The 19,683-nt window shown below is 56.5% G+C and carries 12 protein-coding genes; 10 read left to right on the top strand and 2 right to left on the bottom strand.

Annotated elements, in window-relative coordinates; genetic code table 11:
* Window positions 1–68 precede the first annotated feature (68 nt).
* Together LAP85_11805 and LAP85_11800 are read left to right on the top strand one after the other, a co-directional pair.
* Window positions 69–416: a four helix bundle protein gene (locus tag LAP85_11805; GenBank protein ID MBZ5497079.1), complete on the top strand. Its 348-nt coding sequence runs from the start codon at window positions 69–71 to the stop codon at window positions 414–416.
* An 88-nt stretch (window positions 417–504) separates the two neighbouring features.
* Window positions 505–3,483, top strand: coding sequence for a DNA polymerase III subunit alpha (locus tag LAP85_11800; protein MBZ5497078.1), 2,979 nt, complete (start codon window positions 505–507; stop codon window positions 3,481–3,483).
* Between the two features lie 115 nt (window positions 3,484–3,598).
* Here LAP85_11800 and LAP85_11795 read toward each other — a convergent pair whose 3' ends face one another.
* Together LAP85_11795 and LAP85_11790 are read right to left on the bottom strand one after the other, a co-directional pair.
* Window positions 3,599–4,561, bottom strand: coding sequence for an NAD-dependent epimerase/dehydratase family protein (locus LAP85_11795; GenBank protein MBZ5497077.1), 963 nt, complete (start codon window positions 4,559–4,561; stop codon window positions 3,599–3,601).
* Complete coding sequence (locus tag LAP85_11790) at window positions 4,558–5,721, bottom strand: glycosyltransferase family 4 protein (protein ID MBZ5497076.1); 1,164 nt, start codon at window positions 5,719–5,721, stop codon at window positions 4,558–4,560. The genes LAP85_11795 and LAP85_11790 overlap by 4 nt, the downstream gene beginning before the upstream one ends.
* A gap of 307 nt (window positions 5,722–6,028) precedes the next feature.
* Between LAP85_11790 and LAP85_11785 the strand changes: the two genes are divergently transcribed.
* The 8 genes from LAP85_11785 to LAP85_11750 all read left to right on the top strand — a co-directional run.
* Window positions 6,029–7,474, top strand: coding sequence for a glycosyltransferase family 4 protein (locus LAP85_11785; protein ID MBZ5497075.1), 1,446 nt, complete (start codon window positions 6,029–6,031; stop codon window positions 7,472–7,474).
* A 111-nt stretch (window positions 7,475–7,585) separates the two neighbouring features.
* Window positions 7,586–8,422, top strand: coding sequence for an ABC transporter permease (locus LAP85_11780; GenBank protein MBZ5497074.1), 837 nt, complete (start codon window positions 7,586–7,588; stop codon window positions 8,420–8,422).
* A complete protein-coding gene (locus tag LAP85_11775; GenBank protein MBZ5497073.1) occupies window positions 8,419–10,167 on the top strand; it encodes an ABC transporter ATP-binding protein in 1,749 nt (582 codons plus the stop codon). Before LAP85_11780 ends, LAP85_11775 begins: the two co-directional genes overlap by 4 nt.
* Window positions 10,168–11,625 (top strand): radical SAM protein, encoded by a 1,458-nt coding sequence (locus LAP85_11770; protein ID MBZ5497072.1) that lies wholly within the window; start codon window positions 10,168–10,170, stop codon window positions 11,623–11,625. It abuts the gene before it with no gap.
* A 246-nt stretch (window positions 11,626–11,871) separates the two neighbouring features.
* Window positions 11,872–12,570: a hypothetical protein gene (locus LAP85_11765; protein ID MBZ5497071.1), complete on the top strand. Its 699-nt coding sequence runs from the start codon at window positions 11,872–11,874 to the stop codon at window positions 12,568–12,570.
* A 278-nt stretch (window positions 12,571–12,848) separates the two neighbouring features.
* Entirely contained in the window at window positions 12,849–13,529 is a 681-nt protein-coding gene (locus LAP85_11760; protein ID MBZ5497070.1) for a transposase, read from the top strand.
* 237 nt (window positions 13,530–13,766) lie between these two features.
* Entirely contained in the window at window positions 13,767–14,582 is an 816-nt protein-coding gene (locus tag LAP85_11755) for a class I SAM-dependent methyltransferase (GenBank protein ID MBZ5497069.1), read from the top strand.
* A gap of 840 nt (window positions 14,583–15,422) precedes the next feature.
* Window positions 15,423–19,683, top strand: a 4,261-nt coding sequence (locus LAP85_11750; protein ID MBZ5497068.1) for a hypothetical protein, incomplete at its 3' end; no start/stop codon positions are given.

Raw genomic sequence — 19,683 nt, 5'->3', positions numbered from 1 at the left:
TTTGGATTTTCGATTTTGGATTTGATCGTTCGCTTCAAATTCAAAATCCAAAGCACGCGGGGGTCCTGATGACCGAAACGGAGTTGAAGGAAAGAACAAAGAGGTTCGCGCTACGAATTCTCAAGCTGTCAGATGCTCTGCCGAAATCCACTGCTGGTCGGGCAATCGGCAGCCAGCTTGTCCGTAGCGGAACGGCCATTGGTGCAAACTACCGCGCTGCCTGCCGCGGCCGTTCCAGGGCTGAGTTCATAGCCAAATTGGGAAATGTAGAAGAGGAAACCGATGAGAGCGCCTATTGGCTGGAACTGATTATCGACGGCGGATTGCTCCCCGGGAAATCCGTGCAACCTTTATACGACGAGGCGAACGAACTGACCGCTATTTTTGCTGCGTCAATCAAAACGGCCAGGGGATGATTTTGGATTTGTGATTTTGGATTTTAGATTTGAACAGACGGAGTGAACCCAAAATCAAATCCAAAATCTAAAATCCAAAATCCAAAATATGTTCACCCATTTGCACGTACACTCGAATTACTCGTTCTGCCGGGGGGCGAGCCGGATCGAAGCCCTTGTCGATGCGGCGCTGGCCCGCGGCATGCGCACCCTGGCCTTGACCGACACCAACGGCCTCTACGGGCTGGTCTGGTTCCTGCAGTGCGCGGCGGAGCGCGGCCTGCGCCCGATCGTGGGCGCCGAGCTGCGCGCGGACGGCGAACGCGCAGTTGTCCTGGCGCGCAACCGCGAAGGGTACGCGACGTTGTGCCGGCTCATCTCGAACCGTCACCTCGAGCCGGGATTCAGCTTGAGCCGGTCGCTGCTCGCGGATCGGGAGCATGTCTTCGTGCTCAGCGATCAGATCCCATTGCTGGAGGCGCTCGGCAGGCAGAACGGCACGGCGCAGCTTTACGTCGAGCTGAACGATCCCGCAGTGGAGCCGGCGCTGCGCAAATTCGCGTGTGCGAGCGGCATTCCGATGGTGGCGACGAACGACGTCCATTTTGTCGATGCCGCCGACTTCCCGATGCACCGCCTGCTGCGCGCCATCGATTTGAACACCAGCCTGTCGCGCATCCCGAAGGAGGAGCTGGCGAGCGCGGATCGCTGGCTGAAGCCTCCCGAGGGGATGGCGCGCCGCTATCCGCACCTGACCCGGGCGCTGGAGAACAGTCTGCGGATTGCGGACGAATGCTCTGCGGACCTCGACATCGGCAGGCCGGCCTTTCCCGCTTTCGAGACGCCTGACGGATCGGATCCCTTCGCATACCTGCGGGAAGAGTGTTACCGCGGCGCGGAGGCGCGCTACGGGGAGCTGTCGGAGTCTGTGCTGAAACGGCTGGAACGCGAGCTGGAAATCATCCGCGCCAAGGGCTTCGCCCCTTATTTCCTGGTGGTGCGCGACATCGTGCGGCAGTCGGCGCGCACCTGCGGGCGCGGTTCGGCGGCGGCGAGCCTGGTCTCCTACTGCCTGGGGATCACGCACGTGGAGCCGATCACGCACAATCTCTTTTTCGAGCGTTTCCTCAACGAAGGGCGCGCGGATCCGCCCGACATCGACGTCGATTTCCCCTGGGACGAGCGCGACGACATCCTCGACTACGTTTTCCGCAAGTACGGCGCGGAGCGCACCGCGATGATTTCCAATCACGTGGGTTTCCGCGCGCGCGCGGCTGTGCGCGAGGTGGCCAAGGTTTACGGCCTGCCCGAGGCTGAGATCAAGAGCGTCACCGAGCGCATGGGTTACTACTGGTCGATCCGCCACCTGCCGGATTTCGTCAAGCACGATCCCGTCTACAAGGACATGGAGCTTAAGGATCCGTGGCCGGAGATCGTCGAGTTGGCCGTGAAGCTGGACGGCTATCCGCGCAACCTGTCGGTGCATTGCGGCGGGGTGGTGATCGTGCCCGGCCGGATGGACCGGCACGTGCCCGTCGAGCGTGCGCCCAAGGGGGTTCAGATCATCCAATGGGAAAAGGATCAGGCCGAAGATGCGGGGCTCGTGAAAATCGATCTGCTGGGGAACCGCTCCCTGGCGGTCATCCGGGACGCTCTGGCGGCGATCAAGGAGAATTACGGGGTCGCGATCGACTACGGCACCTGGGACCCGACGACCGATCCCAAGACGCAGGAGTTGATCTGCAAGGGGGACACGGTGGGCGTATTCTACGTCGAGTCGCCCGCGATGCGGCAGCTGCAGCAGAAATGCCGCCGCGGGGATTTCGACCATCTCGTGATCCACAGCTCGATCATCCGCCCCGCGGCCAACAAATACATCCGCGAGTACGTCCGGCGGCTGCGCGGCGGCGCGTGGCAGCCGCTGCACCCGATCATGGACGAAGTCCTGGGCGAGACCTACGGCATCATGGTCTACCAGGAGGATGTCTCGCGCATCGCCATGGCGATGGCGGGCTTCGGCGCGGCCGACGCCGACCTGCTGCGTAAAATCCTGTCGAAGAAGCGTGCGGGAAAGAAACTCGAAGATTACAAGGAGATGTTCTACCAGGGGGCGGCCGGGCGTGGGGTGGCGCCCGAGGTGGTGGATCAGGTCTGGGAGATGATCCTCAGCTTTGCGGGCTACTCTTTCTGCAAGCCCCATTCGGCGTCGTACGCCCTGGTTTCCTACAAGTCGTGCTGGCTGCGCGCGCACTATCCGGCCGAGTTCATCGCGGCGGTGCTCACTAACCAGGGCGGATACTACTCGCCCTTCGCCTACATCTCGGAGGCGCGCCGCATGGGGCTGAAAGTGCTGCTGCCGGATGTGAATGAAAGCGGGAAGGAATACCGGGGGAAGGATCGGATCGTGCGGGTGGGATTGATGCAGCTGAAGGGGCTGAAGGAGGCTGGGCTGGAGGCGCTGCTGGAGCAGCGGAAGAAGCGGCCGTTTGCCTCGCTGGAGGATTTTCTCGCCCGCGTCGACATCGATCCGTCCGATGTGAAGATTCTGATCAAGGCCGGCGCCGCCGACAGCATTGCAGGGGGCGCCACGCGGCCGGAGATGATCTGGAAGACGCTGGCGTGGCACGAAACGAAGGCCGCACGGCGCGCCGTGGCGCGCTCGCTCTTCCAGGACATCGCGGCGGTGGAACCTCCGCGCGTGCCGCAATACAGCGCGCGCACGGTCCTGGAGCACGAGCTGGAGACACTCGATTTCCTGATCAGCCGGCACCCGCTGGAACTCTATCGCGAGCCGCTGGCACGCCTGAAGCACGTGCGCGGCGCGGATCTGGCGAAGCATGTGGGCCGGCGCGTGACCACGATCGGCTGGTGGGTGACCGGCAAGGTGGTGACCAGCAAAGATGACGAGCCGATGGAGTTCATCAGCTTCGAAGACACGAGCGCGCTCTACGAGACCACCTTTTTCCCGCAGACGTATGCCCGCTTCTGCCACATGCTGAACCGCTCGCGCCCGTATGTGCTGTCGGGCCTGGTAGAGGAAGACTTCGGCGCCGTCACCCTGACCGTCGATTCAGTCCGCTTCCTCTAACCAAACCACGAAACCGGTTTCGCGTGTTTTGAGGAATTTTAGATTTTGGATTTGAAAAGAAAGGAGCAGATCCAAATTCCAAAATCTAAAATCCCAAATACGCGTCGGAATGGTTTCATTCCAGAGACCGGTACCACGCGACGGTAGTGCGCAGACCGTCGTCGAGCGTGAATGGCGGACGCCAATCCAACCGTTGCCGGATCTTGGCGGTCGACAGGAGCAATGAGCCGGTCAGTCGCCGGATTTCATCCGACTTGCCTGATATCCTGCCCGCAATGCGCAATAGCAGGATTGGGATGGGGAGGAGCCGCGGGGAACGGCCCAGCAGTTCGCCCAATCGGCACACGAGTTCTCTGGTGGAAGGCGCCTGTTCATCGGCAACCAGGAAAACCTGCCCACCCGCCGCGGGGTGATCCAGGCAGCTCATAATCGCACTCGTCAGATTTTCCACGTAGCAGAGGCTGCGCCTGTTTTTGACCGATCCCAGAGGCAGGGGGGTGCCTCGATCGACCGCCCTGAGCAGCCGCAGGAAATTTGCGCCCACCCTTGGGCCATAGACTAAAGGAGCGCGCACGATCACCACCTCCATGTTGCTGCCGGCCGCAGTCTCCCACAAAGCCTGCTCGGCTTCCCGCTTGCTGATCCCATAGGGATCGCTTGGGCGGCAAGGGCTGTCTTCTGCGTAGCACTGGCCGACCACGGTTTCCTCGCCCATCGCTTTGATCGAACTCAGCATCACGAGACGGCGGACCCCGGCTCGTATGCTCGCTTGAGCCAGGGAGCGGCTGCCCTCGACATTCACTTCGCGGAAGGCCTCAAGATGTCTTTCGCCTCTCGCTTCCAGGACGTGTGCGCGGGCCGCCAGGTGAACCACCGAATCAACGCCCTCAACGGCCATAGTCCAGTCTGTGGTCGGGCCGACGCCTGGGATCAGGCACTGCTGGAATCTGTCTCCAGGGATGGCGTAGGGCAGCGAACGGCGTGCTGCAGCTCGAATCGACAAGCCGGCAGCGGCGAGCCGCCGGCACAGATGCCCGCCGACAAAACCGCCCGCGCCTGTGACCAGGACTCGGCTCATAAGAAGGATGCTCCGCTCTGAGACCATGCGCTGCCCAGCATCCTGCAGTACAGGGCCAAGGTCTGCTCCACGACGAGCTCCTGGGAAAACTCCTTATCGACGATCTCGCGTCCCGCCGAGCCGAAGCGGTTTCGCAATTCCGACGATTCCAGGAGTTCCTGAAGCGCCCGTGCCAGGGACTTGCTGTCACCAGGCGGCACGAGCAGACCATTCACGTTGTGGCGGACGATCTCGCGGCACCCGGGGACATCGCTGGCGACAATGGGACGGCCCGAGGCGGCAGCCTCCAGCAGTACCTTCGGCAGTCCTTCCCTGTGCGTGCTGGGCAGCGTTACGATGTGAGCGCGTGCCAGGACCTCCGGCATGTCCAGCCTTTCCCCCCACCACTCGATCCCATCCTCCGCCACCCAGCGCTGGATCTGGTCCGCCGGCACGGCCGCCGGGTTGACGGGGTCGACGGCGCCAACGAGGACAAATCTGACTTCAGGATTGGCCGCGCGGAGCCTGCGGGCCGCTTCGACGAAGATTCCCACTCCTTTGTCCCAGAGCATCCTGCCCACGAACATGACCATCGGGTTACCCTCAGCCTGAGCATTCACCCGGAATCTTGAACAATCCACGCCCGATCCCCGGATCAGTGCTGTGCGATCCAGTGTCACCAGACCCATGCGGACAAAATCATTAAGGTCGTCAGGATTCTGGAACACGGTGAAACTGCGGCGGGATCCGAGAGCTAATCGATAGAGGAGCTTCACCATGGGGCGCAGAACGTTGGCGCGCCCGTCGTCTGAAAAAGCGTAGCCGAGGCCGCTGACCGCGTTGATCACAGCCTTGAATCCCGTGATGCGCGCGACGAGCGATCCATAGATGACCGGTTTGATTGTGACGTGATGAATCAGGTCCGGCCTGGTCTCGCGGTAGGTCTTGATCAGGGACCAGGCGGCACGCGACTCGGCGATCAGGTTTGTCCCTGTGCGGGTCAGCGGAATCGGCATGAAGCCGAATCCCTCCCTGCGGATCTCATCCGATCGTCCTGTATCTGCGGCTGCGACCAGTACTTCCGCGCCCCGGTCCCGAGCCGCTCTTGCTATCGGGAGACGATGGGACAAAAAGAACCAATCGACGTTTACCACGATGAGTATCCGCGGTCCGCTCCGCATAAGGCTCCCTGAATGTGCTGCCGGACAGGCGGATTATAGACCCGCTCAAGCCCTGGCGGAATACTGTGCCTGACGCGGGACCAAATCATTTTCGTGTCTTTCGTGGTTGATGTCTCGGTTGCGGCCTCCGGGCTGCGCAGCGTTTTCTGCTGTGATGTCCTGTTTGCCCCCTCCATCGAGACCGATATCCGAATCACGGTCATCAATCCTCGTCCGCCCATGATAAGATGCGCCCGCGAGTCTTTAAGAGTCATGGAGGATTGATTACGCTCCTTCGGTGACGAATCCTGAGGACATGTGACACAAGATGAGCGAACAACCGGCACCGGCCACTTTGGAGACATGGAAGCTCAAAGTCTGTGTATTGAGTCTGTACAGCTATCCTCTTTTCAACCCGTCATGCATCAGCCCTTTTGGCGGATCGGAAGTAAGGATCTCCCTGATTGCCAGGGAATTGGCAAAGTACCCGGACCTGGAGGTCAAGCTGGTGGTCTTTGACCACGGGCAACCAGGCAGCGAAGTGCGCCATGGCGTGACTCTCTGCCCGTGGCCCGGCAGATACTGCCCGCTCCGGGCCGACAATCCTTGGGCCGGCGCTCTCCTGCATTCGGATTCGGTTGCCGGACCGGATGATTTATCCGCAGCTCAGCGCCACCGTGAAGGAATCATGCCGGCGCCTTCACCGCTGAGCCTGAGAGCAAGACTCTACCTCAAAGCGCACGCGCCGAGGGGCATGGTCAACGTGATCAGGAAGCTGCGTTATCCTGTGGCGGCAGTCGAATCGAGCGCGCGCCGGGCGACGGCCTTCCTGCAGGGGGAGAGCCTGTTTGGATGCATCCGGTCGCACACGATCCGAAATGCGGACGTGAACATCTACGACCAAATCGACGCCGATGTCTATATGGCGCATGGGAATCATGATTTGACTGCGAACCTCGCATACTTCTGCCGTCGTCGTGGCAAGAAGTACATTATGGTCAGCGGCTCGGACCAGGATTTTGTCGCGGCCCATGAGGCCCGAACCGGCTCGACGGACATCTATGGCCAGTTGGGTTTCCTGATGGCGTACACCATCGAGAACGCAGATCTGCTTATGGTGCAAAGCAGGCGGCAAGCCGAACTGGCAAAGACTCATTTTGGACGAGACGCGGTCGTCATTCCCAATCCTGTCGATTTGGCCCCGCGTTTTCCGAAATCCTCAAGAGCTGAAAGAATCCTGTGGGTGGGCAAATCCGACGATCGCGTCAAGCAGCCCGAGTTGTTCGTGGATCTCGCCCGCAGGAAACCCGAGTACGAGTACCTGATGATCATGAGCCTGGCCATCGACAACGTTCACCGCCGCATCCTGCAAAAAAGCCAGAGCCTTTCAAACCTGAAAATACTGACCTATGTTCCCTATGACGAGGTTGAGAAGCACTTTGCGGAGGCCAGACTGCTGGTCAACACTTCGGCCTTCGAGGGCTGCCCCGACACCTTCCTGCAGGCCTTCAAATACGGAGTCCCGATCGTCAGTTTGCAGGTGGATCCCAACGGCATGTTTTCCGAGCACGGATGCGGGCTGGTTTCCGGCGGCGATTTTGACCGGCTGGTGGAAAATGTATCCCTGCTCATGTCGGATGAACGTCGATATGGTCAGGCCGGCGCCAATTGCAAGACTTACCTTGCCGGCCATCACGACAAAGATGTCCTGATACCGAAATATCGCGAGGCAATGCTGAATTTGTTGGAGGACAATCAAAAAGCCCGTGGGTGACACCTCAGTCGCAGCCGGCAGCTGCGGGGCCTCCGGCCCGACCTATGGACCCGCGTCTTTGCGTTCTTGCGCATTCTCCCTTATGATAATTCTCTCAATCCCGGATCGGATATGTATACGGCACTGAATCTCAGGGCCAATTTGCAGGCGTTCCAGGAGCTGACCGTCCTGCTCACCCGTCATCGCCGCCTGACATTGGAGTTGGCTAGGCGCGAGATCGGCGAGCGGTACTCGGGCCAGCTCTTCGGCACGTTCTGGGCTATCGGGCACCCGTTGGCATTGATGGTGATCTATGTTTTTGTGTTTGCTTTCGTTTTCCAGACGCGCATCGGCGGCACGCTCGACATGCCGCTCAACTACACCTCGTACATGCTTGCGGGGCTGATCCCTTGGCTCACATTCCAGGAATGCATGATGAAGTCCGGGACAGTTGTCGTTGCAAATACCAACCTGGTCAAACAAGTGATTTTTCCCATCGAGGTTCTGCCGGTCAAGGGGGTGTTGGCCACGCTCTGGACGCAGATCATATTTCTGGTGCTCCTGACCGGATACAATCTGTGGAACTATCACACGTTGCTTTGGACCTACCTGCTGCTGCCCTTGCTTTTCATCCTGCAAGCGTTGGCGATGGTCGGCGCCAGCTATTTGCTCGCATCGGTCGGAGTCTACTTTCGTGATGTGAAAGACTTTGTACAGGTCTTTTGCTCCGTCGCGTTCTTCCTGCTGCCGATCCTGTACTTGCCGGCATCGGTACCCAGAGCCGTGCGCGCTGTTCTTTACATCGACCCGTTCAGCTACATGGTCTGGTGCTATCAGGACATTCTCTACTTCGGGCGTTTTGCGCATCCCTGGGCATGGGTAGCATTCAGCGGGATGAGCGTTTTCATCTTCGTCCTGGGCTATCGCATATTCCGCAAACTGAAGGTGATGTTCGGGAACGTGTTATGAACGATGCCGGCGAGTTTGCCATCCGCGTTTCCAATCTCTCCAAGATGTTCAAGATGTACGCCAGACCTGCGGACATGTTCTGGGGACTGCTCGCCGGCAAGCAGAACTACAAGCCCTTCTGGGCGCTGAGAGATGTGTCGTTCGAGGTGCGCCGCGGCCAGGTCGTCGGCATCATGGGGCGCAACGGCGCGGGCAAAAGCACGCTCCTCAAGATCATCACCGGCACTCTCGATCACACCGCCGGTTCCGTTGCGGTCACAGGTCGGATTTCTTCCATTCTGGAACTGGGGACCGGATTTCATGGCGAATACAGCGGACGTGAAAACATCTACCTCGGCGGGCTGATGGTCGGGCTGACCCGCGAGGAGATCCTTGGCAAGATGGATTGGGTTATCGAGTTCAGCGAGCTCGAGGACTTCATCGACCAACCCTTCAAGACCTATTCCACGGGCATGCAGGCGCGCTTGACCTTCAGCACCGCGGTATGCATAGACCCCGATATCCTGATTATTGACGAGGCCTTATCCGTCGGCGACGCCAAATTCCAGCGCAAGTCCTTCGGCAAGATTCAGGAGTTCCGCAATGTTGGGCGAACTATCTTGCTGGTTTCGCACGACCCCAACACCATCAGTACTTTTTGTGATCATGCGATCTTGCTGGATAAGGGTCGGGTTCTTGATCAAGGCGAGCCGCATCGGATCAGTCTGGTTTACTACAAAATGCTCTTCGGGAGTGATGAGGAACAGGAACGGAAACTTCACGTTCGAGCCGAACGGGAGTGCGACAGAGTCGGCGATGTTCAAGTTCCAGAATCGACCTGCGATGAGGAATCACAGCTGGATCTCGATTATCCCTTGAACTCTAGTGATATTATGCCGGAGAGTGGTCATGCTTGGTTTGTGGATCTTTCCAAGATCCCCATAAAAGGCGATACATCCGAGAAGCCGGAACAATCAAAGTTTGTCCTCTGGGAGGACGATGTGCGCTTGCATCCTGCTCATTGTTTGCATGGCCAGATACGCGAATATGGCCGGGGGGCATTCTCACATTGGGGCAAAACCCTGTTATTTTCCACGACCGACAATAGCGATCCTCGTTACAACGGACACCAGTACCGGCTCCGGCACATTTACCTGTCGAAGAAGGCTGCCTATGGAGGAGATTTCGACACTCATGATGCCCGGGAAAGGGAGGCGATTCGTCGTGGCGCGCTTCAAAAACTTGGGCTTCGCGAACCATTCGATCAACATAATTCTCATCAGATGCGAATCGGTAACAAGAAAGCGGAGATTCTTGATTTCGGCATTCGCGATGAACTCGGGATCAAAAGCGCGCTATTGGACTCGGGAGCTGGTTGCACTTTCTTTCTGCGTGCATTATTCTACGAGGATCTGGAGCGCCTTAACGTCGGCTTTCTGATCCGCAATATGAAGGGCGTTGACCTGTTTGGAACCACGGCGGCTCTGCAAAAGATCCAGGTTCCAGGTCAACGAAAGGGAGATATTATCGAAGCGTGCATGCATGTGACCATGCGGCTCACGAACGGCTTGTATTTCATGACCTTTTCTATTGGTGACCCGGATGCTGAAACGGATGCGCATTATGATTGTCGCTATGATGGGCTCCAATTCGAGGTCCGAATGCGGGATGGCATTTTTACTACATCGGTTGTCGATCTCGAGCCGCAGATCAAGGTGGTTACCCTGGCAAAGGGAGAATCCGCTGAAGAGGTGAAGGACGAATAGATGGAAGTCAACAACAGAGGTCAGATCCCTTTGAAACGGCCATTTACCCACGACAATGGCCACTGCTGGGCGGCCAATCTGACAGGGATTCAGACTGCATCCGATGATCTCGGGTACCCCACTCGATCGAACGTAGTTCTATTTGAGAATGATCATAAATATGGGATTCCACACGCTCTGCATGACAACATTCGCAGACTGGGGAGGGGATATTATTCCCATTGGAATGGCATGTTGTTGTTTTCCACATCGGATAATAGTGATCCTAATAGTAATGGTCGCTCGTACACCATTCAAATCATAGATCACCAAGACCCATGGGCCTGTGATAATGCATGGAATTCAATTTCTGTATCCCTTGAGGGGAAGGTGTCAATATGTTGCAATAATCATGCAATCATCGGCGATCTGACGAAGACAAGAATCGATGACATTTGGCATCAAAACGCCGTATTAAGTAAAATCCGGGGATTTTTTGCTCAAGGAACATATCGAAACGCCGGATGCGAATTGTCATGTCCTCGGTTGGTGATGCGTTATAGCGATATGCATCCGTATATTAAAGTGCCCTCCCACCTAAATTATAGTTTCGAATCTCCTCCTATCGGAACTGATGATGATGCGGGAAACCTATATACCGCTCCCACTTCCTATGACGATAATATCTACATCAATGATCTTGAATATCATGGTAGAAATTGTAACACAGCCTCATTTCCGTTTCAGGCTATGGTTATAATTAATGATAAGTGCAACTTGCGGTGTCCGATGTGCCCTCAGAGAATGACGTCGGGAATTCTGGCCTGCGATGGTGATCTTTCTGTCGCGGCGATGAACAACTTCATTCCTGCCTATCGGTATCTTAGATTGCTGAATATTGTGGGCGGTGGAGAGATATTTATTGATCCTCCCGATAAGTCCTTATTGTCGAGAATCTTAACGGATGTCAATGAATACGCAAATTTGGATCACTTGCGTTTGGTATTATATAGCAATGGGATTTTAATGTCGAACGCGTGGGCAGATCACATCTTTGCTTCAAATGTAGTTACGACCATAGCCATTTCGATCGATTCTGTAGATCCAGAAATATATCAAAAATTGCGAACAGGGGCAAGTTTGGATCAATTGCGGCGGCGGCTGGATAACTTTATGGAAGTGAGAGCTAGGCGAAATCTCAAACGGCCAAAATTACGTTTCAGCACCGTGTTGAGCGACTTTACTTATAAAGGTTTGTTGGAGTTGCAGGAATTTATCACAAAATATGACCCGGAAGGGCTGGACCTGCAATTGTACAAGGCGGCGGGTTATCAGTGGTTCACAGATGAACATAATATATTCTGTCGGGAGCGGGCCGAGGATTTGGTACAACTCAGGAAAGTTTTGGGATATATTAATGTTCCATCTTCTAAGGATCAAATTATTGCTGTTATTGACATGATATTGAGTGGAATCTAAGATGGCGAGAAATTCTGTGAGTTAAGGTGGAGGTGATAGTAGGAATGGCAACGGGAGTGTTACTGTTTGGGTTATGCGCCTGTTACCGAAATCTGAGAAAAAGCCGAAATGCCGGATACTTGATTACTATTTGCGTTGCGGGGCCTAGCGCAAAGTGCGGATCGTTGCGAGAGTGATTGCGAATGTAGACGCGGGCTGTTTGCTTTGACGGGGCATACTGCCCGCTAAGGAAATATGGGAATACAGATGTCGTTTAACGAATTTTTTGATATATGCCATGCGCAAGGCGCGTTGCGGGGCCCTATGTTGGCGCTGGGGTGCCTTCGTATCAACCAGCCGGAATCTGAGATTCAAAAGGTTGCTATTAAATATTCCTATCCACATCTGATGTGCGATTTACGCAGTGTTCGTGCATATTTTCTCGATCGCTACGGTATAGATCAATATCTGGATTGTGATCTGAATGACATGGCGGATTTGAGGTTGGACTTCAATAAGCCAATACCGCGAGAAATGGCGGGAAGCTTTAACACTCTGCTTAACGGCGGCACGCTTGAGCATATCATGGATGTTCGGGCGGCTTTGCAAAACATACACTCTCTTGTAAAAAGCAATGGAGTTATTATCCATCTTGCGCCGCTGACTTGGTATGATCATGGATATTACAATTTTAATCCGATGTTTTTCAAGGCGGTTGGTGATGTAAACAGGTATCAACTGGTCGCAGAAGCTTTTCATTTTATTCGCAATGAGTTAATCGTCCCTTGGAGAAGACGCTTTTCAATCTATCTTACTTATGACGGCAAACGGGAGACTTCTTTTCGACAAAAAGTCGACGAATTGCTTCGTCGGTCGAGGATTCCGGCAAACGTCCTTTATATGGCTGCATATCGAAAACATGACGACGCTCCATTCAGTGTTCCTTATGACATTCAACAGGAATGATTAAGAGCTAAATTTGGTCATCTGTTGAGAGGAGGTGGAAAATAGGATAGGAAGATCGGGCTCAAGCAGTGGTTATTCATGAAGGTGCGACTAAGAGGCAGTTTTACACGAGGAAAAACGCTGAGAGACGGTGAGCATTCCATTGTGGTCAGCGGGCAGGAGGCTTTGTTGCGCCGCAGGGTGGTGAAGGCTCCTGCGTGTGAAAATATGACAGAACGCGCCTCACAGTGTGAAAATACGTTCCGTTCGCAAGCAAGAACGTGACACTGGAGGCCACGATGAAGCATATGGGAATGGATCTTCACAGTTTAAGAACAGACGTATGTGTGCGAAACGGCAAAGGAGTGATCCTACTTCGGCAACGGATACCGACGACAAAGTCCGAGCTGGAGAATTTGGTGATTGGTATTCCAGGGCGGAAGAGGGTCATCGTGGAAGAGAGCCGGCTTTCGGACTTGGTGACTCGGCTTCTAATGGGTCATGTTGACGAGGTGATTCGCTGCCAGCCACGGTTCAATCGTCTGATCAGCGAATCGGAGGACAAGTGGGATAAGACGGATGCCGAGTCCTTGTCAGACCTGCTGTATCTAAACAGGTTTAAGCGTGTTCATCATCCGAGGCTGACCTATGGGGGGTTGCGCCAGGCGGTGCGTGGTTATTGGATTTCGTCTCGTGAGCTGACGAGAGCCAAAAACCGGGTCAAGCAGTGCTTTCTCGGAGGAGGATTGCACGAGGTAGGGGATGGAATTTATTCGGTGCGAAACGGGAGTCGAAACCTGAAGCGATTGAAAGAACAGGGCAGCTGCATAGAGTGGGCGCAGTTGCGACACGCTAATGATGCACGCGATGGGAGTGCTCGAAATTATGGGGCCCTTCGGAGGTCAAGAAAGGGTCAAAAGGGGAAAGTGTTCCTTGACTTCCGATCTGTCATAGATGAGATGACAAGGTCGGTCTGTTGATCATGGATCGCCGTAGGGCTGTCAATGGTCGACGCACTCCAACGGTGCAATTGTCTTTTGCACGTATGATAAAGTAAATTGATCTGAACCACCGCTGATCTGAGAATGCAATATATTCAATGCCCATTATGTGAAACCAACCGCACCAGGCTTGTCTTCAAACGCAAAGACTTCGCACATCGAACGGATGCCGAACCATTCTGCGTTGTCCGGTGCAGGAAATGCGGACTGGTCTATGTGAATCCTCGTCCATCTGATGAAGAAATCCATTTATTTTATCCGGAGGAATTCTACGACAGCCATCTGACCGCCGAGGGCCTGTTGCGCGCGAAGGACAGACAGCTTGCACTCAAGTTTGAATATGTCAGAGACCTTCCTGCCGGCAGGCTGTTGGATATCGGATGTATGAAGGGCGAGTTTATGTACTTCATGCAGCAACGGGGTTGGGAGGTTCGCGGCGCGGATTTTTCGACTAAGCCGCCGAATGTCTTTGACCTGGACATTTTCTATGGGGATATAGAGTCGGCCGGATACTCTCCCGGCTCATTTGATCTGGTCACGCTCTGGGCGGTTCTCGAGCACGTCTACTATCCAAAGAAAATGTTGGCCTCGGTTTACCGGCTGTTGAGGAGGGGTGGCAAAGCGGTTCTGTTGGTAACCAATTTCAACAGTCTGCCGGGACGATTCATGCGGCATGACGACATTCCTCGGCACACGACTTTGTTCACAAGGCGTACCCTTGGGAAAATGCTGCAAAGCACAGGATTCAGGCCTGATCGTTTTGATTTCAACTGCGACCTGTTTGGTGGCAATAACCGGGGGGTACTCAACTATCTTGTAAAGCTGGCAGCCGGTGAGGAGATTGATGAGATTGTGGCTCAGAACCGTACTTCTAAACGCTGGCAGGAATTCTCGTCCCAGGTGCGAGGCAAGCCACATCAATGGATGTTGAAGATTGACAGTCTGGATATTCGATTTGCGCCCTATCTGGATCGGCTGATGGACAGACTGCGATTTGGCTTCATCATGATCGCCAGGGCAACGAGAATTTGAGCCGGCGGTTGAACAGCTTTCCCCTTGCTCCAAAAAGCCGCCTCGGCCGTGGAACTCGCATTCATGGAGATGTCCGGTAAGGCTTGTCGTTGCAACATTTGTCAAGCATCGTATAGGTTTGCTGTCGGGTTAGGGGGCAGCTGTGCGCTGCGCGGAGTCCATCTGCAACGGCGCCCTGCTCAAGCTCCTGTGGGGCCTCCGAGGCTCGATTCCTTCCTCTGGTACGGCAAATCATACATAATCCCTTTATCTTCAATGGAATGGAGCTTCAGTTGCCGCGTTAGTGAAAAGCGATTGCTACTTCGTCATTTTCAATTTCCACGCAAAGCGGGGCTGCGTTTCCTGCGATGATGAAAAGTGATTGCTATTTCCTTTTTTCACTTGCCTGCGTCAATAAAAGGGTTATAATCCTCCTCGGTTTTGTCTGATGGTAGTAGTTGGCACTCCCATCTTTATGGTTTTTCCTTTTAAAAACTAGGGAAGAACCTAGTTCCTTTTTGCAGAGGCGCGTTGATAGACTCGCGCCCGGCGCGGTGGAAGCCCCATCGCTCTAGCTCGATTCAAGTCTATTGAGAGGAACGTCTTCTTCTGATCCTCTCACCCGGCCTCCAAATGTGGTTCGCAGGCGGCGGCCGGGCAGAAAAAAGCAACAACTCATTACTTTGTTCGAAGCGAGGGATTAGCAATATGCACAGGCATAGGTTTTTGACGCGTTTGTTATTGGGATTAACGGTGGCAGCGGCCGGCCTTTTCTGGGGCAATGACCAGGGCATCCGCGCGCAATCGCAACCTCCGAAGACCGGTGGCTCGCCCCAGGATCCAACGGGCCAGATGCCTCGCATGAGGAGTACGACCGCCGCGCAGAGGCAGGCTGCGGCAGAAAGGGCCGCAGCAGCCCGGGCCAGCGGGGGGCTGGCAGCGCCGCGTGCCCCGCTCAATCCGGGCGGCCCGCCGGATTATTTCAATGTAGCGAATTACGCCAATAGCCCGCTTCCGACCGTCGCCGGGGCGGTGGTCTCCGGCGGAATTCGGAAATTCGTGGACACCCTGCCGGGCCTGGGGGCTGCCAATGCCAACAACCTCGGGCAGTTTATCCCGATTGCTATTGCGGATACGACTACATACCCCGGTTCCGATTATTACCAGATCGGATTGGTCGACTACACCCAACAGATGCACAGGGACCTGCCTGCGACCACGCAACTGCGAGGCTATAAGGATCTCGCGCCTACCGCGGACGGGAAGGCTCATTATCTGGGACCTCTGATCATAGCCCAGAGCGGCAAGCCCGTGCGCGTCAAGTTCACCAATCAGCTGGCCACCGGCGCCGCGGGCAACTTATTTCTGCCGGTGGACACCACCGCCATGGGAGCGGGCACAGGCCCCGATGGAACCAGTTACACACAAAACCGCGCCGTCCTCCATCTCCATGGCGGCGCCACTCCCTGGGTCAGTGACGGGACACCTCACCAGTGGATTACTCCCGCGGGAGAAGTGACCCACTTCCCCGTAGGCGACAGTCAGCAAAACGCCCCTGACATGCCGAATCCGGGCGCTGGATCAGCAACCTTTTATTGGACCAACCAACAGAGCTCCCGTCTGATGTTCTACCACGACCACGCGTACGGGATAACGCGCCTGGATGTCTATGCCGGCGAAGCGGCAGGTTATCTATTGACGGACCTGTATGAGGAAGATCTGATCTCGGGCACCAATGTCAAAGGCATCAACCCGGGTCTAGTAAAGGTCCTGCCTGATCTGGGAGGGGTCTACCACTATGGAATCCCTCTGGTCATCCAGGATAAGACTTTCGTGCCCAATACCGCCCCGGGCGGTCAATTGTCCGTCGAGGATCCTACCTGGGATACGGTCCACTGGGGAGGCTACGGCAATCTCTGGTTCCCCCATGTTTACATGCCGAACCAGAACCCAGCTGATGTAGTTACCGGAGACGGGACCAACGCTTTTGGCCGGTGGGACTGGGGGCCCTGGTTTTGGCCCCCACTCACGACCTTGACCCACGGTGCGGTTCCATGCGCAGCGAATCCGCTCCAGGCTTGCCCCGGGACACCCAATCCCTCCATGGTGCCGGAAGCCTTCATGGACACGCCCATCGTCAACGGCACTGCCTACCCGGTCCTCCCGGTAACGCGCAAAGCCTACCGGTTCCGGATCCTGAACGCCAGCAATGACCGTACTCTCAACCTGCAGCTTTATTATGCCGACACGGGCGGCAACGGCGGAGGCGCTCTCGCCACAGCCACAGTAGCAGGGGGCGCGGTCACTGGAGTCACGCTCACTAACGGAGGCCTCGGCTACACCTCAACTCCGAGTGTCTACATATATGGTGGTGGCGGCACGGGCGCTACTGCCGCAGCAACGTTGGCGCCCGGTCCCGTCGCCGGCATCACGCTCGTGAGCGGAGGCACCGGTTACACTACGGCTCCTACGATTACACTTGCCGGTGGTGGCGGCACGGGCGCTACTGCTACCGCAACCGTCGTGAATGGCGCCATCAACAGCATAACGCTCACGAGCGGCGGCACGGGTTATACTTCGGCCCCCAATGTCGCTTTTGCCGGTGGTGGCGGCACGGGCGCGATTGCCACAGCAAAACTGGCGGCCAGTCCCGTCGCAGCCATCACGCTGACAAACGGGGGCACTGGTTACACTTCTGCTCCTATTGTCACCGTCGGGAGCGTTACCGAAGTCAAGATGGTTCCTGCTGTTCCCAACGCGGGCTTGCCGGATCTCTGGCCAACGGATGGCAGGGATGGAGGTGTGCCCGATCCGAACGCTTCGGGCCCGCCGATGATCCAGATCGGGACCGAAGGCGGTTTCCTGCCGGCGCCGGTGGTGATCCCCAGCACGCCGATCAGTTACGAGTACTTCCGCAGAAGCATAACCGTTTTGAATGTCAGCACCCACGGACTTTACATCGGACCGGCGGAGCGGGCGGACGTCATCATTGACTTCTCCGGTGTTCCGGATGGTTCGAAACTCATCCTCTATAACGACGCGCCAGCCCCTGTCCCGGGATTTGACCCGCGCCTCGACTATTACACGGGCGACATCGATCAAACTTCGACGGGAGGCGCACCCACGACGCTGCCCGGTTACGGTCCCAACACCCGGACTGTTATGCAGTTCCAGGTAGCGGTAGGGTCACCGGTCAGTGCACCCTTCAATTTGGCAGCACTGCAAACGGCGTTACCGGTCGCCTTTGCTGCATCCCAGCCCCCGCCCATCGTTCCAGAAACGACCTATCCGGCACCGAATACGGCGGCTGTCAATACTTACTCGACAATTTATGCCAACGCGTTGACCTTCACCCCGGTCGGTTCAGCCACACCGATGACGATCTCGATGCAGCCGAAGACCATCCAGGAGCTTTTTGAACTCGATTATGGGCGGATGAATGCCACGCTGGGCGTCGAGTTGCCCTTTACCAATTTCAACACCCAGACGACGATCCCCTATTTCTACATAGATCCGCCCACCGAGATGATCAGCGCCTCCCCGTCACCTGGCCCGCCGGTGACGGGCGATGGAACCCAGATCTGGAAGGTCACTCACAATGGTGTTGACACCCACTTCATACACTTCCACCTGTTCAACGTGCAGCTGATCAACCGGGTTGGCTGGGACGGGACGGTAAAACCGCCGGACGCGAACGAGCTGGGCTGGAAGGAAACCGTCCGGATGAACCCATTGGAGGATGCGATTGTGGCGTTAAGGCCGGTTGCGCCTGCGCTTCCCTTTGGGGTTCCCAACAGCATTCGCGCTCTGGACGTCACGCGGATTCTGGGCACCACAGGGCAGTTTTATGGTGTGGATCCGCAAGGAAACCCAGTCACGGTCCTTAACACACTGACCAACTTTGGCTGGGAGTACGTGTGGCACTGTCACATTCTGGGCCATGAAGAAAACGACATGATGCGCCCGATTGTGTTCAGCGTTCCAGTTGCCGCGCCGGCTGCACCTTCTCCCCTGACCGGCTCGGCAACCGGAGCTCAAGTCAACCTCAGCTGGACGGATCAGACGCCTCCGCCCAGCCTGGGTAATCCCGCCAATGAGGTCGGGTTCCGTATTGAGCGGTCCAGCGGCGGTGGCGGTTTCTCGGCCATAGGAACGGCTCCCGCGAACTCAGCCACCTACACCGACAATGGACCTTTCACCGGGGGCTCGTACTCGTATCGGGTGTTCGCCTTCAACGCTGCCGGCAATTCACCGGCGACCAACACGGTGACGTTGAGCCCGGCAAGGACAGGGACGTTGACGATCACCGGGCTGACGCCCAATGTGGCGTTTCCGGTGGCGGCCGGAACCCCGATCACATGGACAGCAACCGCAACGGGAGGCGTCGCACCGCTGCAATACCGGTTCTATGTCTGGCACGCCAACGCCTGGACGATGGTGCAGGACTACACCACCGCCAACACTTGTGCCTGGACGCCGACGCAGACCGGCCAATACAATTTTGCGGTCTGGGTGCGCAACGCCGGATCGACGGCGGCGTACGATGCCTACCGGTTTTATGGCTACTTCAACATCACGACGCCGGCTCCTCTGTCGGTGACGATCGGTGGAAGTCCGGCGCCACCGCAACTGGTGGGCACTCCCATCACATGGACGGCAACGGCGACGGGAGGCGTCGCACCGCTGCAATACCGGTTCTATGTCTGGTTCAACAACGTTTGGACCATGGTGCAGGACTACAGCACCATCAACACCTATACCTGGACGCCGACCCAGGCCGGCCAGTACAATGTTGCGGTCTGGGTGCGCAATGCCGGGTCGACGGCGGCTTACGATGCCTACAAATTCACCGGCAACTTCAACATTACACCGCAGTCGGTAAGTATCAGTCCGAGTCCGGCACTACCACAGCGGATTAACACCGCGATCACCTGGTCGGCGACCGCTACCGGAGGCGTCGCGCCGCTGCAGTACCGGTTCTACGTCTGGTTTGGCGGCGCCTGGACGATGGTGCAAGACTACACCACCAGCAACACCTTTATCTGGACGCCGACGGTGGCCGGCCAATACAATTTTGCGGTCTGGGTGCGCAACGCCGGTTCGACGGCGCCGTTCGATACTT

The organism is Terriglobia bacterium (assembly GCA_020072565.1).
GTDB lineage: Bacteria > Acidobacteriota > UBA6911 > UBA6911 > UBA6911 > JAFNAG01.
The sequence above is the reverse complement of the archived record's forward strand: the minus strand, read 5'-3'. Positions and strand labels throughout refer to the sequence as shown.